Here is a 25,331-nt window from a genome sequence, read left to right on the forward strand (position 1 = left end):
ACAAAAAGAACTCCATTAAACATGGAGTTCAATAATTCTACAAAACTTTTATATACTCAACATTAATTATTCGAAAGCATTTATTAAAAATTTGAGGGTGGCATGAGATTTCAGAAGTATTTACCAACGTAGAACTATGTATTAATTTTCTAGAACAACAGCCATTTCTTTACCAAACCTGTCACCTTTATCTACAAATCCTAAGCTCGCATACAATTGGTGTGCACCCTTATTCTCCGGATGGTATCCCACTACAATTCGTTTAGCATTCAACAATGTCTTCATTTCATCAATCATCAACTGTGTTGCGACCTTTCCAATTCCTTTTTGCTGATAATTTTTATCGATCATAATACGATAGATCCAATACCCATCTAATTCTTCTTCCATTGAGTTGAACATAAGAAAACCAACTGTTTTACCCTCGAAAAAGATAGCGTAAGGCTTTAAGCTTGGTTCAAATTTGGATTGTGCAATGGAAACTGCGTTAGGTTCAATATGACTCACTTGATCGTCTGCAACTTCTAAAAAGCAGCATTCGTACCAATTTTCTGCGTTTAATTCTGCGATTGTAACTTGTTTTTGTGTCATAGTTTCTCCTTTGAATGTAAATTACATCTCCTGTTTACCATATTATAACATATGAATAATAGGCAGATTGCTCTCAAATTCACAATCATTAAAAAAACAGTGCCTTTCCGTTAATAAAGACACTGCATTTCAGTAGATTATGCTACGGATTTTTCTTGTTTCTCAGCTAGTTTTTTCATATCAAAACGGACGAGTATGGACACAATGAGCGCAAGAATAAACAGTCCAGAAAAGAAAGTTAAACTGTTCGCGTAAGATCCCGTTGTATCCTTGATCCATGCCGCGAATAACGGACCTGCAAGACCTGCTGCTGCCCATGCTGTTAAGATGTAGCCATGAATCGCTCCAACTTGTTTTGTTCCGAAAAGGTCACCAATATATGCTGGAATTGATGCAAATCCTCCACCGTAACAAGTATAGATGACTGCGAGCATGACTTGAAAAAGAATCGATGATGAAGTTTGTGGCAGCATGAAGAAAAGAGCGATCTGCAAGACAAAGAATGTTGTATATGTATTAGGTCGCCCGATGTAGTCTGAAATGGATGCCCATCCGATTCGACCAAAACCGTTGAACAATCCTAGTACACCCACAAGTGCTGCAGCTTCTGCAGTAGTTAATCCAATACTTTCTTCAGCAAGAGGTTTAGCGGCAGAAAGAATAGCAATGCCACAAGTCACATTGATAAACAGCATGATCCACAGATAATAGAAGCGTCGTGTCTTTACCGCTTCATTGGCTGTTAGTTGCGAGAGGTCTTGTTTGATTTTCACTTTACCACTTTCTACATTTTCTTTAAAACCAGCCGGAAGCCATCCTTCTTCTGGTTTTTCTAAATAAAGAGAGGACAAAGTCATAACTGCAAAATACGCAATTCCTAATATAAAGAACGTGTTAGCGATACCTGCCGATTTAATAAGTGCGTCCATGATTGGTGAACTGATCGCTGCTGCAAAACCAAATCCCATAATAGCAAGTCCTGTTGCTAAGCCACGACGATCGGGAAACCATTTAATCAGTGTAGATACAGGCGCGATATAACCTACCCCGAGTCCGATTCCACCAAGCACTCCATAAAAGATGTAGAGCAGAGTTAACGAACCTATATTGACTGCAATCCCTGAGCCTGCAATCCCAACACCAAAGAAAATGGCTGCAAGCAGACCCGCTTTCTTGGGACCATGTTTTTCAACAAAATGTCCTAAAAAAGCTGCCGACAGACCTAAGAATAGGATAGCGATACTGAATGTCATCTGTACTTGAGAAGCTGTCCAACCGAATTTTTCAATCAATGGATTTGTAAAGTTGCTCCAAGCATACACGGAGCCGATAGAAATATGAATCCCTACAGCTGATAAAGCAATGAGCCAACGATTTTTAGACTTTTTCATTCTTAATCCCCCCTAAAAAGTTAATGAAGTTAAACATTCATGAAACTTACCCTAATGTAAGACAAATAAAAAGACAACATTCAAAAGTACTTATTTTCTCAAATAAGTCTTTGTAGAATGTTGCCTAAAAGCTCTACATACTCGTGCAGAGCGTTCATTCATCATTTAAGTAGAATAGAAAAAGTACAGATCTTGTATTTTCTCCATCACTATTTATATTATTGTAAGCGTTTTTATAATATCAGATCGTCGCATTATGCGCAACATAATTTTTTGACTTTTTAGATAATAACCGAGTAATATGTACCTCCTCGCGATCAACACACTTTAATTTACATAGTTTTATTAAATAACTTGAAATATATTTGTCTTTCACTTTGGTGTAATGGTTTGGATTTTCCCATAAGTCACGAAATACTTCGCACAGAATCTGTTCAGCTACTTGCTTATCACCTGTAATTCGGAGGGCAACTTGAAATAGTAGTGCGCTATATGAATCGACCATCTGTTTTAAAGCTTTTGTATCCTTTTGGAGCAATCGGCTTAAACCCTTACTCTCAAGGTCATGTCGTATGTTCATTATAGCAACACCCTCCTGTTTACTTCCTTTGATATTTTTCATTTCCCATAAGTTAAATATGTTAAACATTTAATACACGTTCAGTCAAATAATTATATAGCTTTTGTACAACAAAAAAACAGCGCTGTATTTTTAGCACTGTTATTGTTTACTCTTATTTTTTTAAGTTTTGCTCTAATGAATATTTTATACCTGCGACGGTTCCTATTCCTAAAAGTGCGTATTTTAATCCGATCAATGTAGCCTCTGGTGTAGCTCCACCAGCTTCCCAAAAAGCATAAAGAACACCTAATACAACAGCAACAATGGGGATATACTTATTCGAAAACCGATCCGTATGACGAATTGCATATAAAATCACAGCTAAACCAACGTACGGCGCAAAATCGGTCATAAAATCCATGATTTTCACCCCAATCGATAAAATTTGTATAACTTATACAAATCTTATTATATTTCGGATGAAAAAAGACCATTTTCCTTAGCTGTTTAAGGAAAACTTCAATTCAATGAAGCTCTTTGGAGTGCTTCATCACATTGATCAACCAAATTTTCAACCAAATTCCTCGCAGATCTCACTTGCGCTAGACCTGATGCTTGCCCGGCCCACATCGACATCATCTCTTTATTTCCTTGCTTTGCTGCTTCTTTTCTAATATCAGATGTTAATATGTGCTGCAATGGATATGGAGGCAGATCAACTTCTATACGACTCTCCAATTCTACCATCATCTTATTCTTAAAACCTCTCGCACTTTTTCCAGAAAAAGCTTTCGTGATTTTCGTGTCTGTTTCGCTACTAGTTAGAATGGCTTCTTTATGAATATTGTTCGCTCCGCTCTCTTTTACTGTTAAAAATGCTGTACCCAGCTGAACTACGGAGGCACCTAATGCTAGTGCTGCCGCCATTCCTCTGCCGTCCATGATGCCTCCCGCTGCTACAACCGGACAGGAGACTGCATCTACCACTTGTGGAACGAGGGCCATTGTACCAATCATAGATTCATTTTCAACATTTAAGAACGTCCCTCTATGTCCACCTGCCTCAGCACCTTGTGCAACGATAAGATCTACACCATTGGACTCAAGCTGAACCGCTTCTTTAACAGAAGTTGCTGTTGCGATAACTATGATTTCTGAAGCGTGTAATTTCTCTACTAATCTCTTAGTCGGTGCATCAAATGTAAAACTTACTATTTTTACACCTGCTTCCATCACTGTAGCGAGTTGTTTTTCAAATAGATCCTCCATGTCTGGAATGTTATTAATCTTAGGAATCCCAAGTTTTGTGCGGTAAGTATTCAAGTATTGCTGCATCGCTAGAATGGCATTCTCATCTCTTTCATAAGTCTGGGGAAGGAATAAATTAACCGCAATTGGGGATTGTGTGAGTTGATGAATCTCTCGTAACGCAACTTCAATTTGTTGAGGAGTCATGTATCCTGCACCTAGTGTACCTAATGCTCCTGCTTCACTTACTTCTGCTACTAATTCAGGTGTTGTCGGTCCACCTGCCATGCCTGCTTGTATAATAGGATAATTAATATTGAGCATGCTACAGATCATAAGTTAACTTCCTCCATTTCTTATCTTTTAAATAAGCATATCAAAAAGAAAGAGCTTTAGTCTGTTTCGACCAAAGCTCCTTCCAACGTTATACCGCAATTTTTCTATTTTCGTACATCGCCTGAATGGCCTCTTCACTTTTACCTTCATCAAACTCATTTTCACTTTTGGATACAACGATCGTTGCAATTCCGTTTCCGATTAAGTTTACAATGGCACGCGCTTCACTCATGAAGCGGTCAACTCCTAATAGCAGTGCTAGTCCTTCAACAGGAATAACTTGCATAGCTGTTAGCGTTGACGCAAGAACGATGAATCCGCCACCCGTAACGGCTGCTGCACCTTTTGACGTTAGCATAAGTACAGCGATGATCGTTAGCTGCTGCGTGATACTGAGATCGATACCAAAAACTTGAGCTAAAAAGACGACTGCCATCGAGAGGTAGATGGACGTTCCATCTAAATTAAATGAGTAGCCGGTTGGAATAACAAGACCTACAACAGACTTCGAGCATCCAAACTTCTCCATCTTGTTCATCATTCTTGGTAATACAGATTCTGAAGAGCTCGTTCCAAGTACAATTAAGAGTTCTTCTTTTATAAATTTCAAATACTTCCACAGACTAAATCCATACATCTTGCAGATCAGATTCAATACGATAAAAACGAAGAAGAACATTGTCGTGTAAACCGCAATCATTAACTTGCCGAGCGGTACGAGTGACTCTAGACCATAGTTTCCTATTGTAAACGCCATAGCACCGAACGCACCAAGTGGCGCAGCTTTCATGATATATCCGACAATCTTGAAAAAGACGTTGAGCAACTTTTCAAAGAACTCGATAATGATCTTCCCACTGTTTCCGAGTGCTGTAAGTCCTACACCAAATAGAATGGAAAAGAATAGCACTTGCAGAATATCACCTTTAGCAAATGCATCGACCATGTTGCTTGGAACGATATGTGTAACGAACTCGATCCAATCAATCTTACCGCCTTCTTCAGACGTGTATTGTGAAACATCACCCTTTTCCAGCTTATCAAAGTCTAATCCCGCTCCAGGTTTTAACACGTTAACAACGATCAACCCAATAACGAGTGCGAGGGTCGTAACGATTTCAAAGTAAATGAAAGCTTTACCTCCCACCTTACCTACCTTCTTCATGTCACCCATTTTCGCGATGCCAAGTACGATCGTTAAGAAGATAATTGGCGCAATCACCATCTTGACGGCATTAATAAATGTATCTCCTACAGGTTTCATCTGTTTCCCGAAATCTGGCCAGAAGAGTCCTACTAGTACACCAACGGCGATAGCCGTTAAAACCTGAAACGTTAAGTTCTTAAATAACTTTTTCATTGTTCTTCTCCTTTCGAGTTTGAAAATGAACTTCTAAGAGTTAAATTGTCTGGGGTCTGACCCGGGGTCAGACCCCAGACAATTTCCACACAATTTAAACAAGCCATAGAAAAAAGCGTTATCATTTGTAAAGATAATGATAACGCTTTCAGTCTTTTGTTAGAATATTAAGAACTTATTGGACGTTTTGGTCTTTTTGGTCTTGAACTATGTTTTAAGAAGATAACGATTAACTGGCCTTCCAACAGTACCGTACTGAATGTCCATTTGAATCGTGCCGCTCTTCACTAAATAATCGAGATATCTTCGTGCTGTCACTCGTGCGATTCCTATTCCTTCAGCTACCTCTTCTGCGGACTTGGCCTCTGTTTGTACTTTTATAAAGCTGCCGATCTGTTTTAGCGTAAGCTCGTTTAATCCTTTAGGAAGTTCCATCGTAGCAGGAACTTCGCGTATTTCAGAAAAGAAGAGGTTATCCAGATCTTTTTGTGTAGCGGTTCCTGATGGAGACATTGTAGAGTGATACGTTCTATATTTACTTAATGCTTTTTCAATGCGCTCAAAATTAAACGGTTTGATAATATAATCGAACGCACCGTTCTGCATCATAGAACGAATCGTCTCTAAGTCATTTGCAGCAGTGATAATCATTACATCTACCTGAATTTTTTCCGCTCGGATCTGTAGAAGTGTCTCGACACCATCCTGCTCTGGCATGTAGATATCAAGCACGACGAGATCTGGCTTATGTTTTTTTATCAGCTTCAGCCCTTCTGTTCCATTTGATGCCGTCTCAATTACCTTAAATGTCTTCACTTTTTCTATAAACGCTTTGTTGATTTCTAAGACCATCGGATCATCTTCAATCAATAGAACCTTTATCTCCCTCATCTTCTTCACCTCTATCATTCATCGGAAATACGATAACAAAACTTGTTCCCTGATTTGCGTGTGATGTTACTTCTATCTCTCCATTACCTTTTTCTACAATCTGACGAATTAGGTACAACCCAATTCCAGACCCGTTGTTTCCTTTTGTCGTATATCCTCTTTCAAACATGTGTTGCTGAACTTCCTGACTCATTCCACAACCGTTGTCTTCAACCAAAATGGCACATATTTCAGAATCCTGCGCGATGGAAACATCAATCCTGCCATCCCGCATTCCTTTTAGAGCATCATACGCGTTCTCTATCAAATTACCAATAATCGTAACAAAATCATGCTGATCAAGCTGATCAGGAAACGTTTTTAGTAAACTTTCATTATCAATGACCACTTTTATTCCGAGCTCTTTACCACGTCCGACTTTGCTTAACAATAGACCTGCTAGACTCTCATTCTTAATCCTTTGATTTAAAAAACGAGTGAGTGATCCTTTTTCTTCTGATATTTGAAAAACATACTGCATCGCTTTTTTCATATTTCCTAACTGCAGAAGCCCTGCAATCGTATGAAGCTTGTTCATGTGTTCATGGTTCTGAACACGCAGCGCCTCCACAAATGCCTTTACACCTGTCAGTTCTTCCGCCATTTTCGCAACCTCTGTTCTATCTTGAAAAATAGCAACAGCTCCAACAATTTGGTCCTTCACTTTTATCGGCACACGATTACTCATGATGACCTTTCCACTTACACGAATCTCTTGATTATAAACAGGACGACTTAGTTCTATAATTTCTGGCAGACGAGTATCTGGAATCACTTCACGAATCTGTCTTCCTACTACGTCTCCACTCACGGAGAATATACTTTTAGCTTTATCATTAAAGATCGTGATGTGTTCCTGATTATCAATGGCAATCACACCTTCATGCATGGAGTGGAACGTTGCTGTTCTTTCTTCAAACATTCGAACGATCTCGTGCGGTTCCAAATAGAACATCTGCTGTTTAAGATGACGAGCTAACAGATAGGAGCCGATCACACCAAACAAGAGAACTAAGAGTAGGATGAGGGTCATCTCATCTGTCAGATCGTGAAACACTTCATAATAACCTGGAATCACATGACCGACCACCACAACGCCGATCTGCTCCAACTCATCATTTTTTATAGGAACAAACGCCCTTACGGCTGTACCCATCTCTCCCTTAGCTTTTGAAATAAACGTATGGTCAGCAAACGCTGCACCTTCATCACTTCCTTTAGACACCGTACCAATCATATCTTTAACAGGATGGGAATACCGAATATGATCCATGTCCATGACCACGACATAATCTGCTTCATTAATGACACGAATCTTTTCAACGACTGGTTCTATCTCGTTCCAGCCCTTATTTACTTGAATGTATTTCTTCACTTCAGGAAGCTGCGCTACCGTGCGTGAAGTAATCATTGCCCGCTTACCGAGCTCTTCTTCTTGGATATCGAGGATCTTACCAATTATGACGACTCCGCCGATAAGGATAGCATAGAGCACGATTCCCAACGTAAGTATCATTATTTTTGTTCGAATGGGTAATCGTTTTATCGTCATTTACTAGCATCCTCCTTTTCATTGTTCCTATTGTATCATTCCAACTTCAATATGTTAGACTATTTAAAAAAGTAACGGATTTGGGGTAATTCATGATGAAATCGTTCATTGGGATCGCGCTGATACTAATCGTAGGTTTAGCAGTATCGATCTGGATTGGTTTTCATGCAAAAATGTCAGAAGGAACACTTCCCTTTGACGATGATCAAAAAGGAATAAAGGACCAGGTCGTCATCAAGTTCAGTCACGTGGTTGCAGAGAACACACCGAAAGGCCTCGCTGCACAGCGTTTTGCAAAACGGGTAAACGAGAAATCAGGTGGTCAGATAAAAATAGAAGTAATTCCAAACGGTGGACTCTATTCCGACCAAGAAGAACTCGAAGCTCTGCAGCGTGGTGATGTACAGATGATCGCACCAGCTACTACAAAACTAAGCTCTTTTTCACCAAAATGGCAAGTTCTTGATCTCCCCTATGCCATGCCTACTTCCGAAAGTATTATAAAGGCGTTAAACGGAAACATTGGGAACACGTTGCTTCAGTCACTAGAAGAGAAAAATATGAAAGGCCTAACGTTATGGATCAATGGTTTTAAACAGATTACAACAAACGACGGGCCAGTCGTTCATCCCGATGATCTAAAAGGGCAAAACTTGCGAATCATGCCAAGTTCAGTGCTCCAGAATCAATTTGATGAAGTCGGAGCTAAAGCCGTTGGATTGGATTTTAACGATACGTACAGATTATTGGAATCTGGAGAATTGAACGGTGAGGAGAACACGATCTCTAATATTTATTCTAAAAAGTTCTTTGATGTACAAAGCCACCTTACGATAAGCAATCATGGATTTTTAGGTTATGCCGTAATCATGAATGGTGAGTATTGGAAAAACCTTAGTAGCAAGCAACAGAACATTATATCTGAAGCTTTGAACGAATCCACTTCCTGGAACCAGACTCAATCCTTCGCGATGAACGAAGAACAGCTTGCATTGATTGAGAAAAACTCTTCAATTGATATTCATTATCTGACAAAAGAAGAAAAAAGAGAGTGGGCGAATCGTTGGGAGACTGTGTACCGAGATTTCAAAAGTGAGATTGGAGAAGATTTACTTTCCAAGATGTTAAAGTTAAGAGACTCATATAAAGACTTTTAACCTGTAAAAAACCTAGGTGCTGATCACTTATTATCAGCACCCCTTTTTGTTCCAATTCTCCACACAGTTTTCGCAAATACATGTTTCACGATTTGAAGCAGCAAATTCAAGAAGTTGAGCTGGAATCTGAACGTTCATACACCAACACGTTTCTGGGTTCTTTCCGTTTGAAATTGCACAGACATTATCTCCCTTACATAACGGGCACTCAGACATGAGCTTTCACCTTTATCTGCATCTCTTTTCCCCATTCTGCCAAAGATTTTAATGATGGTATTAAAGCTTCTCCTGCCTCTGTTAATGAATATTCCACTCTAGGAGGTATTTCCATGAATTGCGTTCGCACGATCAGACCTTGTTTTTCCATCTCTTTTAAAGACTGAGATAAAACCATGTTTGTGATTCCATCTACCTGACGCTTCAGTTCGTTATAACGAATTCTTTTATTTTTCCACAATGCCCATATGATCGGGAGTCTCCATTTACTACCGATTAGTGTTAGAGCAAAGGTTAACGGGCAATCTTCTTTTCTTTTATATCCTTCCTCACTCATTTTCCGGCTCCTTTACTCAGTTTTTACTGACTTAGTAAGAAATTACTGCATACTTGTTTTCCTTTTTCTATGTAATAAAATTATAGCGTAATGAACAACGTAGGGAGTGATTAATATGGAATTAAAATACGAGATTATTCCTGATCATGAGATCGAGGTTTGCCGAGAACTCTGTAACGAGCTCATGAAGTATCAAAAATCAAAAGCCGACATAAGTCCTGAATTATTTGACTCCATGAACTTTGAAACGCGCTTGATTCCATCCATGCGTAAAGCAATGCATAACTATATCGTCGTAGTCAAAGATAAAAATGAACCTGTTGGATATGTATATGTTAACATTTCTCCGAAAGAGGTGTATCGCAACGATTTTGCCACCTTTTTTGATATGAATTCCGTTCAGAAAGAAGCCGTCGGTTGCCTTTCCCAGTTTTATATTAAGGATGAGTACAGACAATATGGAGTGGGTTCTAAATTATTTAACATGTCTATGAACTGGCTTTCTCTTTTTGATGAAGTGGATGATTACTTTATTTACGTTTCCAATGGGAACGATGACGCATTATCCTTTTATCAACGTAAAGGATTTACAGTCAGTCATGAGATCTTAGGCGGTTTCATCTCGGTTCTACGCAGTAAGAAAGTAAGAAGTAATTAACTTCTTTTCATTTATTAGGTCCATATAACTGTTTTTCAACGCATCTTTAGTTCCTCCCTTTGTAGCTAGTTTTCTCGTTTTACAAATCTGTAAAATGAAATTAATAAAAGTATTGTAGAATAAAACCTGTTTCACCAACATTTTGAAATATGTGAAACAACTAGAAATACAAAGTGCAAGGTGTAAAAATTAAATGGGTGGAGGCGTTGATGATGAAAAGGCATGAAAACAAAAAGTTTCTTTCGCTTTTCTCAGTAGTAATTGCGTTAGTGGTCAGCACGTTAGCATTTATTCCAGCTCTTCAAGCGGCTGGAGATGGATCGTGGTCCAGTCCTTATTCAGTTTCTCAAAGTATCTCGAATCAGAACAATTCTGCAAAGACTGTTCAAGGTTATGTAGTAGGACAACCTACCGCAACAACAACCGTAGTAACAAGCAATTATCCAAATGATTATGCACTTGCTTTAGCAGACAGTCCCTCTGAAACAAACACAGCTAATATGGTTTATGTTCAGATTCCAACATCTTACCGATCACAGTTTGGTCTAAAAACAAACCCTACTTTAAAAGGTCAATCCATTAAAGTAACAGGCAGTCTAGCGGCTTACTTCTCACATGCTGGCCTAAAAGATCCAACAGCTATGGAGAAAGCATCTGGTACAACACCTACAGATCCGCCTACAGATCCTACTGACCCACCAACTTTTGATGAATCGTATTATGATCCTGCTCAAGGAAAAACTGGCGCAGCATTAAAGACGGCTCTTCACAATATTATCGACGATCATACTGAACTCTCTTATGATGCCGTATGGAACGCACTTAAAGTAACCGATCAAGATCCAAACAACAGCAACAATGTCATCCTTCTATACACCGGCCGTTCGCAGAGCAAAACCACTAACGGTGGGAACGTAAACGATTGGAACCGTGAGCACGTTTGGGCAAAATCACATGGAGACTTTGGAACAGCGATGGGTCCAGGTACGGATATCCATCACTTGCGTCCAACTGATGTAAGTGTAAACAGCTCTCGCGGAAACCTTGATTTTGATAATGGCGGCTCGCAGCATTCTGAGGCACTTGGCAACTATTACGACAGCGACTCATGGGAACCACGTGATGCAGTAAAAGGCGACGTTGCCCGCATGTTGTTTTACATGGCTGTTCGTTATGAAGGGGACAGCGGTGAACCACAACTAGAATTGAACAACAACGTTAATAATGGTACGGCTCCTTATCACGGTAAGATGTCTGTGTTGCTGCAATGGCACTTAGAGGATCCGGTTGATAACTGGGAGCGAAACCGAAACAACATCATCTACGAAGATTATCAGCATAATCGTAACCCGTTCATCGATCACCCAGAATGGGCTGAGGAAATTTGGTAGGAATATGTGTTAGAAGGGCTCACTTCGGTGGGCTTTTTTTGTGTTTAGGGAGATCGAGGGTATCCAACTAGTTATTTTTATCGAAAGATGTCGACTCGCTGATATATGTTCAAAATTCGGTGGATTATTGATGAAACTCGTGGGAATAACACCGATATTTCAAGGATTAATCCGATAAGTTCTAGTTAGTGGCGCAGATACCCAACCCTGTATAGAGATAAGTTGCCAAGTTTATACGATATCTACATAAAGATTAAAATTCCGCTCCAAAAACACACAACAGCAAAAAAAAAAAGAATGACACACCAAATTGTGTCACTCTCTCTACATAAATACCTCATAATACATCAAACAAATGCCACAAGCCGCCCAAGAAACCATCGCAAACACGGTTACGATCATATTTTCTGACCATCCATATTTTATACCGTAGTGATAATGTATGGGTGTGAACCGGAACAACTTCTTTTTTGTTCGTTTAAAATAAGCAACTTGTATGATGACAGAAAGCTGTTCTGCGAGATAGATAATAAACAGGATTGGAATTAAGATCTCTACGTTTTCGATGATGGCAAGAAACGATAAGGTTCCTCCAATGGCGAGTGATCCCGTATCACCCATGAACGCCTTTGCGGGATACAAATTATAGATTAAGAAACCTAGAATTGTAGCGATCATCACTAAGCAAAAGACTTTCACTTCCGTATACTCAGTGATTACAAAGAAAAAGAAGTATGTAGGTATTGCAACCATGCCTAGAAGTCCATCCATACCATCCGTAAAATTGATCGCATTCGCTGTCCCGACAATAAACAGTGTAATTAAAATTAAATAGATGATATACGGAAAAACAATATTAAAAGATTCTGTTACCCGTATGCTTGTATCAATGTTAAAAAGATCGATGCCGACATATAAGAGAAGAATGGTGAATGCGAACTGAAATTTTAGCTTTGTTTTTCCCGATACCCCGCCAGGATCTTGTTTTGAAGCTTTCCAAAAATCATCTAGAAAACCAATAAAACTAAACAGTATAAAGGTTGCCACTAAAAAGAGCATGATTGGACTTGTCGTGGAAAAAAGCGCGACGAAAATCCCTACAAAAAACACACTTCCTAACATTAAGGGTGTTCCCTTCTTTTCCTGATGATCTTGTGGAAGTTCTACTCGAATGGGCTGTGTGAGTTTAAGTTTTTTTAACGTCATAATTAACAGAGGCGCAAATATTACGGTTAACAAAAACGTGATAAAAGCAGGTGTTAGTTGTAACAGCACGATTTTGGTCTCCTCTCTTCTTTCTCCACTGTAACTATTCGAGAAAAGATGAAAAGTTCCTTTAAATTGTAGGGGGTCTGACCCGGGTCTGACCCCCTACAATTTCTATACAATTTAACTAGTACAAAATGCTGTGGGACTTCCGAGTGATAGACACCTTTTCTCCAGATTGCTACTGTAAGTAAGTGTAAGAATATTCAGAATAAGGAGAATGACTTATGAGAGGAAAACGTGTTTTAGTTTGTACCATGCTTAGTACAGCCATGTTGTTATCCAGTTTTACTCCTGCCATTTTTGCAGAGGGCTCCTCCTCCCAACATTATAATCGAACGCACCACGGTGACTGGAACCAGCCCTCTAAATCATCACCTGTTCTACATCCGGGAACACCAGAAAGAGCTTCACTAAAACGAGAACCACTAGAGCAAATCGGTCCGTTTATTGAAAGTGAGATTGAGAAACGAACCATGCCAGGCGCTGTCGTTCTCATCGCCAGAAGTGGAAGTATCGCAAAGCATGATGCTTATGGCTATTCCGCTCGCTACATAGACGATCAGTTCACAGAAATGGATCATCCTGTTGAGATGAGAAAAGACACTATTTTCGATATTGCCTCGATCTCCAAACTCTTCACCACAACGGCTGCAATGAAGCTATATGAACAAGGAAAATTCAATCTAGATGACCCTGTCGGAAAATACATTCCAGAGTTCAATGAAAACGCAAAAGAGAGCGTAACCATCCGGCAGATCATGACGCATACTTCAGGGTTTACTGCATGGATTCCTCTATACAGTATGGGAGCAAATCGCGAGGAACGACTGCAGATCGCCTTAAAATACGGCTTAAAGAATGAGCCTGGAACAACGTATACATACAGTGACCTAAATTTAATCACTCTAGGTGTTTTAGTTGAAAGACTGTCAGGTCAACGTCTCGACGACTATGTAAAAAAGAACATCACCGAGCCGCTCGGAATGAAAGATACGATGTACAACCCTTCGGCAGATCTTCGTGACCGAATCGCTGCTACTGAATATCAGCCAGCAATCGGCCGCGGCATGGTCTGGGGAAGTGTGCATGACGAGAACGCGTGGAGTTTAGATGGCGTTGCAGGACATGCCGGCGTCTTTTCCACCGCTAAAGACCTCGCTATTTTCGGCCATATGGTTTTACAGAATGGAAAGTATGGTAAAACACAGATTCTTAAGCCAGAAACGGTTAGCTTATTAACAGAAAACCAGCTGCCACAGTTTCCAACAAACTCACACGGACTAGGCTGGGAATTAAATCAAGGGTGGTACATGGATGCTCTCAGCAATGAAGAAACATTAGGTCACACGGGATATACCGGAACCTCAATGGTTGTCTCACCAAAGAATAAAACGATTGTACTGACTTTAACGAATCGCGTCCACCCATCTCGAGCGACGGTCTCTATGAATCCGATACGACGCAAAGTCGCACAACTAACAGCTGATGCGATCTCAGTGCCGCTTCATCACAGAGATAAAGCTTGGTTTGCCGGATATGGCGATAACCTGAAAAAAGAACTAACATTTGAAGTCGATAAAAATCAGGATACTCTTCATTTTAACCATTGGTTCAGTATTGAAGATGGAAGTGACAAAGGTTCCGTTCAAGTTTCAAGTGACAAAGAAACGTGGACAACACTTCCGAACACATATACTGGAAAAGAAGAAACTTGGGATCGCGAAAAAGTAAAGCTCCCTGAAGGAACAAAGTTTGTACGCTTTCTCTATGAAACCGATGCTTCTGTAAACGGTAGAGGATGGTATGTAGATGATGTATATGGAAGTGATCGTCGAGGAAAGAAGAAGCGATTAACAATCGTTCAAAACGATTGGATAGAGCGCGGTTGGTAAAACAAGAAAGCAGTTTCGCTTTAATCGGCGGAACTGCTTTACCCTGTATTATTATTTGCTCTTGTAACCAATAATCGTAAAGAAGCTCACTAGTAAACTTTTAGTAAATCTCTCAATTCATTTGGAAAAAGGAGCTTACGGTTATTTAAGATATCATCTAAGTCTATCCATTTCGCAAAAGTCTTTTGCTGCCCTTCTGTTACAACAAATGATTTTTGCATGTATAAATCTGAATCTACGAATTCCACTAAGTATATCTGTGAGATTTCATGTCCCATCTTTTTATCGACAACAAAAATATTTTCTACACATGCCAGGTAACGCTTCACCTTAATGGTTGCGCCTATCTCTTCGTAAAATTCGCGAACAATCGCTTGCTCTGACTTTTCTCCAAATTCTATCGTTCCACCAATAGGTCGATAATACGTCCCCTTTCCTTCCGAATGGTTCCCTTCCCGTTCTTCTAACAAAAGCCGGCCATTGTTTAAAAGAATCCCTAGTGTATTAACTCTTAGATTCATACAACAATCCGCTCAGGACGTGTATACACATTCATAGAATCCCCTCTTACAAAACCAACTGTAGTAATTCCTAATTCTTCCGCTGATTGCAGAGCAAATTCTGTGGGAGCTGATTTAGAGAGGACGATTTCACAGCCAATCTTCGCTACTTTTAATAAAATCTCAGAAGAAATCCGACCACTAAACACGAGAATCTTATTCCCTATGAAAATATCATTCTTCAAGCAATATCCATAAATTTTATCGAGGGCATTGTGACGACCTATGTCCATCCGGCTCAGCACGATTCCGTTCACATCACAAAGTGCCGCGTTATGCACACCGCCTGTTTCTTGAAAAATGCCTGCTCCTTTCTGCATCTCTCGCATCAAACGGAAGCAGTCCTTAGGCGTAACTCGCACCCTGACTTCATTCATAGATTTCGCCGTACGAGCATCATTCGCAAAAACAAAGCCTTGCCTGCTCATGCCACAGCATGAAGTTATGTATCTTTTATTCTGCAGATTTTGATAGACCGGATTTAAAGGATCAGTCGTCACATGTACAAAACTTCCGTCTTCCTGCATCCATAGGTCTTTAATATCTTTATAGTTGCGGATGATTCCTTCAGAGGCGAGATAGCCTACGACCATATCCTCAATGTACTCAGGGCTGCATACCATCGTTACAAATTCTTCCCCATTGATCTTAATCGTTACAGGAAGTTCGGTCACAATTGTGTCTTCTACGTTCGCTGCAAGTCCTTTCTTAATCTGCAGAATGCTGCGCTTAGTCACAATCGGTTTCATAAGACAATCACCCTTTCGCTATGCAATCGGTTTATCAAAAACAAAGACAGACACAGCCATGTCTTCATCCACTTTAAAATCTGAGAACAGATGAACGAATTTTGCACCCGTCACATCTTCTAATCCATCTGGTGGAGCTGTTACATAAACGTCCTGAATCAGGCGAGTCCTTGCAGCATGCACCATCTCCTTGCCTTCAGCCGTTCGGGCGATGAATTTTTCTGTTGGTGTTAAATTTCCATACATGGTTGAGATCGCCATGTTTTCCACAAAGACCGTATGTATTTTTTCAGGACCTTTTCCTAACAAATTCTTACGAAGTTTACGAATAATATCATTAAAGTCATGCACTTTCTTCGTCATTCGAACATCACCACTATTTCTCCATTTTTTACTAATCATACATGATGTACTTACTTTTCGCACGTGATTAAAATGAAAAGCTAGAATACAAGTCTTGTTGTTTCTTGATGATGTAAACGCTATAATAAAAGAGAAAAGTTGGTAGAGAAGATCGTTCACACTGTTTTTTCTTCCATCTTGTTAAATTACATAATGATCTATCTTTTAATTAAAATAAAAGAGATCCAATGCTGGATTGGCCTAATGGTATGACCTGCTATTACACTATTCCACCATGAACTCACATTTTCTGTACGTCTATAGAATCTGTGCTTTCGTGGTGGATTTTTTTGTACAATCATACGTTTACGATATTAGAAGTATCAAACGAAAGGAAGATTCTTAATGGATAAGATGATTCAAATTAAAATCGACGGCAACACGTACGAAGCTCCTTCTGGCACATCCATTCTCGATATTATCAATAAAAACGAACTATCTCACCCCCAGATTTGTTATACCCCACAAGTGGATCCGATCGAAACGTGTGATACATGTATCGTGGAGGTAGATGGCAAGCTGATGCGTTCATGCTCAACGATGGCACTCGACGGTATGGCGATCGAGTGCTCTTCTACGAGAGCAAAGGATGCACAGAACGAGGCGATGGACCGCTTGCTCGAGAACCATCTTCTCTATTGCACGGTTTGTGATAACAACAACGGCAACTGTAAGCTGCATAACACAGCTGAGTTGATGGAAATCGAACACCAAGCGGTTCCCTACTCGCCAAAAGAAGAACCAGTGGATATTGACATGTCTCACCCGTTCTACCGATATGATGCCAACCAATGTATCACCTGCGGTCAGTGTGTTGAAGTGTGTCAAAACCTGCAGGTGAACGAAACACTCTCCATAGACTGGGAACGCGAACGCCCGCGCGTAATATGGGATGCTGGATCAAGTATCGACGATTCCTCTTGTGTCAGTTGCGGACAATGTGTTACCGTCTGCCCGTGTAACGCTCTTATGGAAAAATCAATGCTTGGCGAAGCGGGTTTCATGACAGGATTGAAAGAAGATCTACTTGAGCCGATGGTCGAACTTGTTAAAGAAGTTGAGCCTGGATATAGTGGTATTTTTGCGATATCTGAAGTGGAAGCTGCTATGCGTGAAACACGTACGAAAAAGACAAAAACGGTTTGTACGTTCTGTGGAGTTGGCTGTTCGTTCGAAGTTTGGACGAAAGGCAGAAAGATTTTAAAGGTAGAACCAAGTGAAGGTCCTGTGAACGCAATTTCAACTTGTGTCAAAGGAAAGTTCGGCTGGGATTTCGTAAATAGCGAAGAACGCCTCACTACACCACTTATTCGTAAAGACGGTGTTTTTGTAGAATCCACATGGGACGAAGCACTTACAGTAATAGCTGATAAGATGAGCGCGATAAAAGAAAAACACGGTAGCAACGCACTTGGCTTTGTTTCGTCATCCAAAATTACGAATGAAGAGAACTACTTGATGCAAAAGTTCGCGCGTCAGATCATCGGCACGAACAATGTTGACAACTGCTCTCGTTATTGTCAGTCTCCTGCAACCGATGGATTGTTCCGTACGGTCGGTATGGGTGGTGACGCAGGAACGATTCAAGATATCGCGCAAGCTGGCCTAGTCATCGTTGTTGGTGCGAATCCGACAGAAGGACATCCCGTTCTTGCCACTCGTGTAAAGCGTGCACATAAACTGCACGGACAAAAATTAATCGTAGCGGACCTTCGTAAACATGAACTCGCTGAACGCTCTGATATTTTCATGAGTCCAAAGCAAGGAACTGACCAAGTATGGCTTATGGCCGTTACGAAGTACATGATCGATCAAGGTTGGCACGATCAGAAATTTATTGAAGAAAACGTTCATTACTTAGAAGAGTTTAAAGAAGTACTTGAAAAATATACGTTAGAATATGCCGAGGAAATTACAGGTCTATCTCAAGAAACGATCATTGATGTGGCGAAAATGATTCGTGATGCAGACGGCACATGTGTCCTCTGGGGTATGGGTGTTACGCAAAACACCGGTGGAAGTGATACGTCTGCTGCAATCTCAAACTTACTATTAGCAACAGGTAACTATCGCCGTCCGGGTGCTGGCGCTTATCCTCTACGTGGACACAATAACGTTCAAGGCGCATGTGATATGGGAACACTACCCGCTTGGCTGCCAGGTTACCAGCATATTACCGATGACATTGCTCGTGCGAAGTTTGAAAAAGCGTATGGCGTAACCATTGATAGCAAACCTGGAAAAGACAATATCCAGATGGTTGAGGGAATCGGAACTGGTGAGATCAAATCGATGTATTTAGTCGGTGAAGATATGGCCTTAGTGGATTCAAACTCCAACCACGTTCATGAAATGCTGAGTCAGCTTGAATTCTTCGTTGTTCAAGATATCTTCTTAACAAAAACGGCGCAATACGCAGATGTCGTTCTGCCTGCAGCTCCTTCTCTAGAAAAAGAAGGAACATTTACGAATACGGAACGTCGTGTGCAGCGTTTGTACCAAGCCTTACCTACAACAGGTGGATCTCGTCCTGACTGGGAAATCATCCAAGCAATCGCCATTCGAATGGGTGCAGATTGGAACTACAGTCATCCGAGTGAAATTTTTGAAGAGATGGCGGGACTTGCTCCCCTGTTTGGAGAAGCAAACTATGATGTGCTAGAAGGCTGGGGCAGCTTCCTTTGGGGAGACTTTAGTGGTAAAAGCACACCGCTTCTTTACACAGATGGCTTTAACTTCCCTGATAAAAAAGCACGATTTGCACTATCAGACTGGATGCACCCGGCAGAGTTTCCAGAAGAATTCGACCTTCATATCAACAACGGACGCATGCTCGAACATTTTCATGAAGGCAATCTGACAAACAAATCAAAAGGCATCCAGCATAAAGTTCCTGATGTTTTTGTTGAAGTATCACCTAGTCTTGCAGAAGAACGCGGTGTGATCGATGGATCCGTCGTTCGGTTGATCTCGCCGTTTGGTGCCGTAAAGTTGAATGCACTCGTTACAGACCGTGTGAAAAACAACGAACTGTATCTTCCGATGAACTCCGTAAACAACGAGACTGCTATCAACTTTTTAACCGGTCCCGCTGTTGATCATCGTACACATACACCGGCTTACAAGCAGACGAAAGTACGTATGGAGATAATTAGCCGTGAAGGTGAAGTGAAACTTCCTGGCAACAATCCAAGAAACAAAAAACGCTATCCGCAAAACGGTGTTGAAGTACAGCGTAAATGGAACCGTCCGGGCTATGTTCACTTGACGGACGAAGTGTAAGGGGGCGGATACGATATGGCACAACCAACGACCGTTGTAAAAAAGAGTGTAAAAACCGAAGAGCAGATTCAGCAAGAGAAGCTAACTGAACTGCAAAAAGCATTAGCTGAAAAAGATGCTGCACTTACTAAGGCACTCGATTTTATTGGGGAGCTAGACAAGATCGGCGCATTGGAAGCGGCAAACTCCATGCTTGTCGCAAAAGATAAAATTGCAAGTATCGCACTCGGTCAAGCAACACGCGAACCCGTCACGAACATGATTAATAATTTAATGGGTGCAGCAGGTGTACTGACGAAGATGGATCCTGAAGTAACGACTAAACTGCTGGATAGTGTTGTTTCTGGCTTAAAGCAAGGGGAAGATTTTGTGGAGAGCGATAAGAAGGTTGGGGCGTTCGATCTTGTGAAGTCTCTGAAGGACCCTGATATTAATCGAGCAATCGGCTTTGGTCTTCACTTTTTGAAAGGCATGGGGCAGGAATTGAAGAAATGATGATAAGGAAAGGTGACGCTATGGTGGCGTCACCTTTTATAATGGCTGAATTGTCGAATGGACAGTATTAATGTTGCAGTAAAGCAACCAACCGCTCTCTCCCTACAGAATGAAGAAGTAAAGGTATGCGCGGACCACTATTGGTGTTCAAAACAAGCTGATAGATGATGCTGAACAACCTTTTTTGGTTGTTTCTTTTCACTTTGGGATCATCCACATGACAGATATCGTAAACTTTTCTCATAAACTCATCATCCTGTAGTTGTACTTCATCCTGCAGCACGCCTACAAATCCTACAATCCACTCCTTCTCCGTATCAGTCAGTGAAGCATAATATTCTTGGTTCTTTTGTTCATTAACTCCAAGCACTTTCTCAGGACACCAGTTCCTCAGCCAATATTCCGCTCGCGCACAAACTTCTCTTACCTCTTCCAACGCATACTCCTCACCTGTTCTTCCCAATACGTCACGAACTAAAGAAGCTTCGAAATTTACAAGTGGCAAGATGCTCGCCACATGACTAAACCTTGGCACTCGACGTGTTCCAGAATTCACAGCTGACAAATCTAGCGCGGATCTGATCTCCTCTTTCAGCAGACCCTGATTTGCCCGACTAAACCTCTCAAATTCCGTATAGTTTCGAATCACATCTTCATCCAACCCGATATGAAAGGGCGCATTCGGCTGATATTTTGCAAACATGAAAAATATCACTTCAGGTGTATAGACCTTCAACAGTTCTTCAGGTGTAATGTTGTTGCCCGAAGAACTGGACATTTTTGCACCAGTCCCTTTAATGCTAATAAAATCATACGGCTCATACTGGGGAGCTTGATGGTTAAAGATCTCAGCAACAATCTCCTTGGAAACATTAAAGCTTCCAGTCGCAGAAGAATGGTCTCTTCCACCTGGTTCAAACACCACATCTTCAGCCTTCCATCTCATCGGCCAATCCACTTTCCAATTCAATTTAATGTTTGTCGCTAGTGCTACCTCGATAGAGTTTGAATGACCACATGAACAAGTGTAACTTAATCTTTCATCTTGAAATCTGTGAATGTTTACCGTATCTTTCCTGCAAGCTTCACAATACACATTTATCGGATAAAAGCGTTCTCGCTCTTCTATACTGTGTTCACTAGATTTAAAGTTCATTAAAATATCATAAATCTGCTTGCGATTGTGAAGAGCATGAACGATCTGAGTATTATACCTTCCTGACTGATACTCCTTGCTCTGATAAATAAAATCAGGAACGATCCCGAACTCTCTCAATGACTGTTCAAACTCTTTTTCAAAGTGCACAGCGTAAGAACTGTGGCACCCAAACGGACATGGGATCTCTGAGTATGGCATTCCAATATATTGTTCAAAAGTCGGATCAATATTTTTCGGGACTTTACGAAAACGATCAAAATCATCCCATGAAAAGATAAAACGCGTATTCTTACCTAGGTGTTGCAATGCTCTTACAATAAAGTATGTGGTAACCACTTCTCGAAAATTTCCGATATGAACCGAGCCCGATGGACTGATGCCTGATGCACAAACAAACGTCTCTCGATCTGGGTGCTTTCTTATTAGTTCTTCTGCAATACGAAATGCCCAATGCATGTTTAAATCACTCCTCATTTTTTATGAAAGAAATACAAAAAAGCCCTCACCCCCAAGATTATTCATCTTGAGGACGAGAGCTTATTAGCGTTCGCGGTACCACCTCAGTTTGTTCATATGTCACCATATCAACCTCTTCAGGTACGGCAATGAAAATAATCACTTGCGTATACCCTATCTCTATAACGGGAGATCCCGTTGTAGTATCAGCAAAGATATCTTTGCATCCGTACAAAGCTCAGAGTCTTTTTTCGTTAAGGTATTATTGCTCTTTCACACCAACCAAGAGCTCTCTGGAAATAATGTTACTTAACTACTCTTCTCTTCATAGCCATAAATTGTTAAATTTTTAATAGTATAATCAGTTTTATGGAAGTTGTCAAAACTTTTTATAACAAACAAGAACCTCCATCTAGCGCATTCTTTAATGGTTCTCAATGAACCTTAAAACATAGTCACATAATTCATAAATGATTATTCCTGCAATTGTATAGAGAAATGCATATCCTAAAAGATAAATTCTTTTTACAAACCAATTATGATGATCAACTCTTTTCCCTGACCAATAAGCGATTCCCATAAACAGAGCTGAGAGTACATTCACCGTTTTAGTAAAAACGGTATCCGCGTTCCTAAACGTTCCCCATTCGTACCAATTAATCATTGTGTTTCCTGCTAAAAATACAGCTAAAAAGTAAGCTCCTTGCGTTCCTAGTATCGCCATCAAACCAATTCTTACTAGTTCGGTCATTACAAGAAAACATTCCTCTCGAGGTAAATGAGAACAGAATTAATCAGTTTAAAGGCAATCATTGCAAGGATAATATAAAGAAATAAATAACCGCTTAGTAGCACTGGTCTCAGAAACCATTTTCGCTTTTTTCTTTTAATCCTGCCCAATACGCGACACCAAAGACTAGAGCAGTTAGGAAATTAACAGTCTTCTCAAATATATTACTAGGATCCGGGAAAGTTCCCCATTCGTACCAATCCATCATTACTTGATATAAAACTATTAACGAAAAAAAATAGGCAGCTTGTGATGCTAAAATACCTGCTAGGCCAATCCGTATTAATTCTGTCATCCGTTACCTCAATGTTTACTTAAGTATACTTTTTAAAATAATAGGTTTAATACTCTATTAACCTTAAAAAATAGTCAACTGTCTGATAAAAAGTAGCTGAAGCTATAATAAATAATATTGCATACCCTAAAAGATACACTCTTTTTACAAACCAATTATAATGATCTACCCTTTTACCAGCCCAATAGGCAATACCAATAAAACTTGCTGTAAAACCATTAATGATGCTGATGAAAATATTCTTGTTTGGATTTGGTATTATGCTCCATTCATACCATTCTATCATTGTATGCCCAGCTAAGAAGATAGCTAGAAAATATCCACCCTGAGTAGTTAAAACAAATATTATTGCTAATCTAATTAGTCAAATGTTCAATTCAATATAAGTAAGGATTGAATTCAATAACTTATAAGTAATGATAGCAAGGATTGTATAAACAATTAAATAACCTATTAGATGCAACGGCCTAATATACCACTTTTGCTTTTTTACTTTTAGACCCGCCCAATAAGCTAAGCCGAATACAAGTGCTGTTAAAAAGTTGACTGTTTTCTCAAATACATTAGTTGGATTAGGGAAAGTACTCCATTCATACCAATGCATCATCGTACCATATATGAGAATAAGCAAAATAAAATATGATGCTTGTGAACCTAACATTGTCAATATTCCTATTTTAATTAACTCTGTCATGAATACTCCTATTTAATTCAATATTCAAATGTCATTTAATTCAACTTCCTTTATTATCAAATTCCTCCCTCAAAACGCCCATAACAATCGTGTCATAGTATTTACCATTGATATAAGCATCATTCCTGAGTCGTCCTTCAATCACAAAACCGCACTTCTCATAGGCACGGATCGCGCGTTCGTTACCACTCCATGTATCCAATTGCACGCGTTTTAAATTCATCGTATGAAATAGGTAGTGAAGCAAAGCTCTCAAAGCATCTGTTCCATATCCTTTGCCCCAAAGCTCTTTCTCACCGATTCCTATTCCTACTACACACCGACGTGAGATTATATCTAGGCTGCGGTACCCGATTGAACCAATGTGACGGGCGTCTTCCCCTATTGTGTAAATCGAGAATTCTCCTACTTCACGTTTATCAATCGTACGAATATCTTTTTCATAGCTTGCTTCAATCTGTTCCAGCGGCACATGACTGTATCGATAATAACCAGAGCCCGCATCAAATGTAGCGGTTTCTTCATCATTTCGCCAGTGGTATGTTCGCTTATGGTCTTCAAGTGAAACGGGTCGTAACTCTACTTTTTTTCCGGATATCATAGTGGTGATCCCTTCTTTCAGTTCTTAATCTATTAAAATACGCCTTATAAAAACCGCAGACACGTACCATTGGCATCACCCCTCTCATAACTATTTGTTTATTTTACAAACGCCTTAATCTTCGGGAAAATTTTTACCGCTGTGTTGTAAAAGACATCTTCATGATGCTCTTCAGGAATGATTTCTTTTATAAAGTCAATATACGGCTGTACTGGAACAAGTGGCCAGTCTGTTCCGAACAAAAACTTTTCGTAGTTATCCGTGAACGTTAAGGCATGACGCAAATGATTAAAAAAGCGTGGTGAATCTTTGTATCTCGTAATATCTTCTCTTGTTCCTACAACGAGCCCTGACAGATCGGCATACATATTACGATTCTTGTAAACAACTTCTGCTCCATCTAATGTCCATGGATCACCGAAATGCGCCATCATGAAATTTACGTCTCGGTGCATAACCGCTACTTCATCTAGTGTCAGGGGATGAGAGTATTTCAACAAACCGCGCTCTGAATAAGTATCACCTGTGTGAAAAACAACTGGCAATCCGTATTTAGCAGCTAGCTTATAAACCGGCTGATACACCTTATCATACGCATAATACGGGTAATAACCGAGGTAAATTTTGATACCCACAACTTCAGGAAGCTGAACCGTTTCTTCAAGCTGTATCAATTCACTTTCACCTAAATGATACGGATTGATGCCAGCACAATACACGACGTTTTCAGGTATGTGCTTATCCAGATCAATCCCCATTGGAGTTGGAGCTAGAGGGTCAGGAAAACCCTCTACCTCTTTTTCTGTTAATCCCATCGCGATGCCAAGCACAACGCCAGATTCTCGGTACTCTTTGATAATTCCTTCATACGAATAGTCAAGTTTAGAAAGGTTTATTGCCGTATGTTTAAAGCTTTCAATGTTTGAAAAATGCATGTGTGCATCGATAATTTTCATGA

General features: G+C 40.1%; 27 protein-coding genes and 1 other annotated feature. Of the genes, 6 read left to right on the top strand and 21 right to left on the bottom strand.

The genetic code is table 11. The features are described from left to right. Nucleotides 1-141 precede the first annotated feature (141 nt). The 8 genes from IHV12_RS08760 to IHV12_RS08795 form a co-directional block, all read right to left on the bottom strand. The gene (locus tag IHV12_RS08760) at nt 142-591 is read right to left on the bottom strand and encodes a GNAT family N-acetyltransferase (protein WP_197190606.1); all 450 of its coding nucleotides are present in this window, start codon (nt 589-591) and stop codon (nt 142-144) included. Between the two features lie 137 nt (nt 592-728). Next, nucleotides 729-1,982: an L-lactate MFS transporter gene (locus IHV12_RS08765; protein ID WP_197127162.1), complete on the bottom strand. Its 1,254-nt coding sequence runs from the start codon at nt 1,980-1,982 to the stop codon at nt 729-731. A gap of 241 nt (nt 1,983-2,223) precedes the next feature. Continuing rightward, the gene (locus IHV12_RS08770) at nt 2,224-2,562 is read right to left on the bottom strand and encodes an RNA polymerase sigma factor (protein ID WP_197127161.1); all 339 of its coding nucleotides are present in this window, start codon (nt 2,560-2,562) and stop codon (nt 2,224-2,226) included. 154 nt (nt 2,563-2,716) lie between these two features. Beyond that, nucleotides 2,717-2,965 (bottom strand): phage holin family protein, encoded by a 249-nt coding sequence (locus IHV12_RS08775; protein WP_191752959.1) that lies wholly within the window; start codon nt 2,963-2,965, stop codon nt 2,717-2,719. 98 nt (nt 2,966-3,063) lie between these two features. Continuing rightward, nucleotides 3,064-4,128, bottom strand: a complete 1,065-nt coding sequence (locus IHV12_RS08780) for an NAD(P)H-dependent flavin oxidoreductase (protein ID WP_197190607.1) — start codon at nt 4,126-4,128, stop codon at nt 3,064-3,066. Between the two features lie 88 nt (nt 4,129-4,216). After that, entirely contained in the window at nt 4,217-5,488 is a 1,272-nt protein-coding gene (dctP, locus tag IHV12_RS08785; protein WP_197127158.1) for a C4-dicarboxylate transporter DctP, read from the bottom strand. Nucleotides 5,489-5,695: 207 nt separating this feature from the next. Then, on the bottom strand, nt 5,696-6,379 hold the full coding sequence (locus IHV12_RS08790) for a response regulator (RefSeq protein ID WP_197190608.1): 684 nt from the start codon (nt 6,377-6,379) through the stop codon (nt 5,696-5,698). After that, on the bottom strand, nt 6,351-7,970 hold the full coding sequence (locus tag IHV12_RS08795) for an ATP-binding protein (protein ID WP_197190609.1): 1,620 nt from the start codon (nt 7,968-7,970) through the stop codon (nt 6,351-6,353). Before IHV12_RS08795 ends, IHV12_RS08790 begins: the two co-directional genes overlap by 29 nt. 95 nt (nt 7,971-8,065) lie before the next feature. Between IHV12_RS08795 and IHV12_RS08800 the strand changes: the two genes are divergently transcribed. Then, a complete protein-coding gene (locus IHV12_RS08800) occupies nt 8,066-9,127 on the top strand; it encodes a DctP family TRAP transporter solute-binding subunit (protein ID WP_197190890.1) in 1,062 nt (353 codons plus the stop codon). A 33-nt stretch (nt 9,128-9,160) separates the two neighbouring features. Here the strand turns inward: IHV12_RS08800 and IHV12_RS23065 are convergent, their stop codons facing one another. Both IHV12_RS23065 and IHV12_RS08810 read right to left on the bottom strand, forming a co-directional pair. Then, a complete protein-coding gene (locus tag IHV12_RS23065; protein ID WP_197190610.1) occupies nt 9,161-9,343 on the bottom strand; it encodes a cysteine-rich CWC family protein in 183 nt (60 codons plus the stop codon). Continuing rightward, nucleotides 9,336-9,680, bottom strand: a complete 345-nt coding sequence (locus IHV12_RS08810) for a winged helix-turn-helix transcriptional regulator (protein WP_197190611.1) — start codon at nt 9,678-9,680, stop codon at nt 9,336-9,338. Before IHV12_RS08810 ends, IHV12_RS23065 begins: the two co-directional genes overlap by 8 nt. Before the next feature lie 115 nt (nt 9,681-9,795). On the opposite strand from IHV12_RS08810, the gene IHV12_RS08815 reads away from it, so the two are divergent. After that, nucleotides 9,796-10,338, top strand: a complete 543-nt coding sequence (locus IHV12_RS08815; RefSeq protein ID WP_197190612.1) for a GNAT family N-acetyltransferase — start codon at nt 9,796-9,798, stop codon at nt 10,336-10,338. Between the two features lie 212 nt (nt 10,339-10,550). Beyond that, the gene (locus tag IHV12_RS08820; RefSeq protein ID WP_197190891.1) at nt 10,551-11,729 is read left to right on the top strand and encodes an endonuclease; all 1,179 of its coding nucleotides are present in this window, start codon (nt 10,551-10,553) and stop codon (nt 11,727-11,729) included. Between the two features lie 324 nt (nt 11,730-12,053). Here the strand turns inward: IHV12_RS08820 and mraY are convergent, their stop codons facing one another. Next, entirely contained in the window at nt 12,054-13,004 is a 951-nt protein-coding gene (mraY, locus tag IHV12_RS08825) for a phospho-N-acetylmuramoyl-pentapeptide-transferase (protein WP_197190613.1), read from the bottom strand. A 218-nt stretch (nt 13,005-13,222) separates the two neighbouring features. Here mraY and IHV12_RS08830 point away from each other — a divergent pair, with 218 nt between their 5' ends. Continuing rightward, complete coding sequence (locus IHV12_RS08830) at nt 13,223-14,890, top strand: serine hydrolase domain-containing protein (RefSeq protein WP_231618107.1); 1,668 nt, start codon at nt 13,223-13,225, stop codon at nt 14,888-14,890. Nucleotides 14,891-14,979: 89 nt separating this feature from the next. Here the strand turns inward: IHV12_RS08830 and IHV12_RS08835 are convergent, their stop codons facing one another. The 3 genes from IHV12_RS08835 to IHV12_RS08845 are packed head-to-tail and all read right to left on the bottom strand — an operon-like array spanning nt 14,980 to nt 16,562. Next, nucleotides 14,980-15,411 (bottom strand): NUDIX hydrolase, encoded by a 432-nt coding sequence (locus IHV12_RS08835; RefSeq protein ID WP_197190614.1) that lies wholly within the window; start codon nt 15,409-15,411, stop codon nt 14,980-14,982. After that, the gene (gene fdhD, locus IHV12_RS08840) at nt 15,408-16,199 is read right to left on the bottom strand and encodes a formate dehydrogenase accessory sulfurtransferase FdhD (RefSeq protein ID WP_197190615.1); all 792 of its coding nucleotides are present in this window, start codon (nt 16,197-16,199) and stop codon (nt 15,408-15,410) included. The genes IHV12_RS08835 and fdhD overlap by 4 nt, the downstream gene beginning before the upstream one ends. Nucleotides 16,200-16,217: 18 nt before the next feature. Further along, the gene (locus IHV12_RS08845; protein ID WP_197190616.1) at nt 16,218-16,562 is read right to left on the bottom strand and encodes a DUF2294 domain-containing protein; all 345 of its coding nucleotides are present in this window, start codon (nt 16,560-16,562) and stop codon (nt 16,218-16,220) included. A gap of 393 nt (nt 16,563-16,955) precedes the next feature. Here IHV12_RS08845 and fdhF point away from each other — a divergent pair, with 393 nt between their 5' ends. Both fdhF and IHV12_RS08855 read left to right on the top strand, forming a co-directional pair. Further along, the gene (fdhF, locus tag IHV12_RS08850; RefSeq protein WP_197190893.1) at nt 16,956-19,883 is read left to right on the top strand and encodes a formate dehydrogenase subunit alpha; all 2,928 of its coding nucleotides are present in this window, start codon (nt 16,956-16,958) and stop codon (nt 19,881-19,883) included. A 15-nt stretch (nt 19,884-19,898) separates the two neighbouring features. After that, nucleotides 19,899-20,378, top strand: coding sequence for a DUF1641 domain-containing protein (locus tag IHV12_RS08855; protein ID WP_197190617.1), 480 nt, complete (start codon nt 19,899-19,901; stop codon nt 20,376-20,378). A gap of 67 nt (nt 20,379-20,445) precedes the next feature. Here IHV12_RS08855 and lysS read toward each other — a convergent pair whose 3' ends face one another. The 7 genes from lysS to IHV12_RS08890 all read right to left on the bottom strand — a co-directional run bounded on the left by lysS (nt 20,446) and on the right by IHV12_RS08890 (nt 25,329). Beyond that, on the bottom strand, nt 20,446-21,993 hold the full coding sequence (lysS, locus tag IHV12_RS08860; RefSeq protein WP_197190618.1) for a lysine--tRNA ligase: 1,548 nt from the start codon (nt 21,991-21,993) through the stop codon (nt 20,446-20,448). 66 nt (nt 21,994-22,059) lie between these two features. Next, nucleotides 22,060-22,331, bottom strand: a binding site (T-box leader). 86 nt (nt 22,332-22,417) lie between these two features. Then, entirely contained in the window at nt 22,418-22,744 is a 327-nt protein-coding gene (locus tag IHV12_RS08865; RefSeq protein ID WP_197190619.1) for a hypothetical protein, read from the bottom strand. 109 nt (nt 22,745-22,853) lie between these two features. Then, nucleotides 22,854-23,078: a hypothetical protein gene (locus IHV12_RS08870; RefSeq protein ID WP_231620697.1), complete on the bottom strand. Its 225-nt coding sequence runs from the start codon at nt 23,076-23,078 to the stop codon at nt 22,854-22,856. 46 nt (nt 23,079-23,124) lie between these two features. After that, entirely contained in the window at nt 23,125-23,364 is a 240-nt protein-coding gene (locus tag IHV12_RS08875; RefSeq protein WP_197190620.1) for a hypothetical protein, read from the bottom strand. A 78-nt stretch (nt 23,365-23,442) separates the two neighbouring features. Beyond that, nucleotides 23,443-23,772: a hypothetical protein gene (locus IHV12_RS08880; protein ID WP_197190621.1), complete on the bottom strand. Its 330-nt coding sequence runs from the start codon at nt 23,770-23,772 to the stop codon at nt 23,443-23,445. Between the two features lie 40 nt (nt 23,773-23,812). Beyond that, nucleotides 23,813-24,373 (bottom strand): GNAT family N-acetyltransferase, encoded by a 561-nt coding sequence (locus tag IHV12_RS08885; RefSeq protein WP_197190622.1) that lies wholly within the window; start codon nt 24,371-24,373, stop codon nt 23,813-23,815. 98 nt (nt 24,374-24,471) lie between these two features. Next, nucleotides 24,472-25,329 carry an amidohydrolase family protein gene (locus IHV12_RS08890; RefSeq protein ID WP_197190623.1) on the bottom strand — a complete coding sequence of 286 codons (858 nt, stop codon included), beginning with the start codon at nt 25,327-25,329 and terminating at the stop codon, nt 24,472-24,474. Nucleotides 25,330-25,331 lie beyond the last annotated feature (2 nt).

The organism is Fictibacillus sp. 7GRE50 (assembly GCF_015903875.1).
In the GTDB taxonomy this organism is placed as follows: domain Bacteria; phylum Bacillota; class Bacilli; order Bacillales; family Fictibacillaceae; genus Fictibacillus; species Fictibacillus phosphorivorans.

Bases quoted from the DNA above. Each gene is read 5' to 3' on its own strand.
- IHV12_RS08760 (WP_197190606.1), bottom strand. From the start codon at position 591: ATGACACAAAAACAAGTTACAATCGCAGAATTAAACGCAGAAAATTGG.
- IHV12_RS08765 (WP_197127162.1), bottom strand. From the start codon at position 1,982: ATGAAAAAGTCTAAAAATCGTTGGCTCATTGCTTTATCAGCTGTAGGG.
- IHV12_RS08770 (WP_197127161.1), bottom strand. From the start codon at position 2,562: ATGAACATACGACATGACCTTGAGAGTAAGGGTTTAAGCCGATTGCTC.
- IHV12_RS08775 (WP_191752959.1), bottom strand. From the start codon at position 2,965: ATGGATTTTATGACCGATTTTGCGCCGTACGTTGGTTTAGCTGTGATT.
- IHV12_RS08780 (WP_197190607.1), bottom strand. From the start codon at position 4,128: ATGATCTGTAGCATGCTCAATATTAATTATCCTATTATACAAGCAGGC.
- dctP (WP_197127158.1), bottom strand. From the start codon at position 5,488: ATGAAAAAGTTATTTAAGAACTTAACGTTTCAGGTTTTAACGGCTATC.
- IHV12_RS08790 (WP_197190608.1), bottom strand. From the start codon at position 6,379: ATGAGGGAGATAAAGGTTCTATTGATTGAAGATGATCCGATGGTCTTA.
- IHV12_RS08795 (WP_197190609.1), bottom strand. From the start codon at position 7,970: ATGACGATAAAACGATTACCCATTCGAACAAAAATAATGATACTTACG.
- IHV12_RS08800 (WP_197190890.1), top strand. From the start codon at position 8,066: ATGAAATCGTTCATTGGGATCGCGCTGATACTAATCGTAGGTTTAGCA.
- IHV12_RS23065 (WP_197190610.1), bottom strand. From the start codon at position 9,343: ATGTCTGAGTGCCCGTTATGTAAGGGAGATAATGTCTGTGCAATTTCA.
- IHV12_RS08810 (WP_197190611.1), bottom strand. From the start codon at position 9,680: ATGAGTGAGGAAGGATATAAAAGAAAAGAAGATTGCCCGTTAACCTTT.
- IHV12_RS08815 (WP_197190612.1), top strand. From the start codon at position 9,796: ATGGAATTAAAATACGAGATTATTCCTGATCATGAGATCGAGGTTTGC.
- IHV12_RS08820 (WP_197190891.1), top strand. From the start codon at position 10,551: ATGAAAAGGCATGAAAACAAAAAGTTTCTTTCGCTTTTCTCAGTAGTA.
- IHV12_RS08830 (WP_231618107.1), top strand. From the start codon at position 13,223: ATGAGAGGAAAACGTGTTTTAGTTTGTACCATGCTTAGTACAGCCATG.
- IHV12_RS08835 (WP_197190614.1), bottom strand. From the start codon at position 15,411: ATGAATCTAAGAGTTAATACACTAGGGATTCTTTTAAACAATGGCCGG.
- fdhD (WP_197190615.1), bottom strand. From the start codon at position 16,199: ATGAAACCGATTGTGACTAAGCGCAGCATTCTGCAGATTAAGAAAGGA.
- IHV12_RS08845 (WP_197190616.1), bottom strand. From the start codon at position 16,562: ATGACGAAGAAAGTGCATGACTTTAATGATATTATTCGTAAACTTCGT.
- fdhF (WP_197190893.1), top strand. From the start codon at position 16,956: ATGATTCAAATTAAAATCGACGGCAACACGTACGAAGCTCCTTCTGGC.
- IHV12_RS08855 (WP_197190617.1), top strand. From the start codon at position 19,899: ATGGCACAACCAACGACCGTTGTAAAAAAGAGTGTAAAAACCGAAGAG.
- lysS (WP_197190618.1), bottom strand. From the start codon at position 21,993: ATGCATTGGGCATTTCGTATTGCAGAAGAACTAATAAGAAAGCACCCA.
- IHV12_RS08865 (WP_197190619.1), bottom strand. From the start codon at position 22,744: ATGACCGAACTAGTAAGAATTGGTTTGATGGCGATACTAGGAACGCAA.
- IHV12_RS08870 (WP_231620697.1), bottom strand. From the start codon at position 23,078: ATGACAGAATTAATACGGATTGGCCTAGCAGGTATTTTAGCATCACAA.
- IHV12_RS08875 (WP_197190620.1), bottom strand. From the start codon at position 23,364: ATGATAGAATGGTATGAATGGAGCATAATACCAAATCCAAACAAGAAT.
- IHV12_RS08880 (WP_197190621.1), bottom strand. From the start codon at position 23,772: ATGACAGAGTTAATTAAAATAGGAATATTGACAATGTTAGGTTCACAA.
- IHV12_RS08885 (WP_197190622.1), bottom strand. From the start codon at position 24,373: ATGATATCCGGAAAAAAAGTAGAGTTACGACCCGTTTCACTTGAAGAC.
- IHV12_RS08890 (WP_197190623.1), bottom strand. From the start codon at position 25,329: ATGAAAATTATCGATGCACACATGCATTTTTCAAACATTGAAAGCTTT.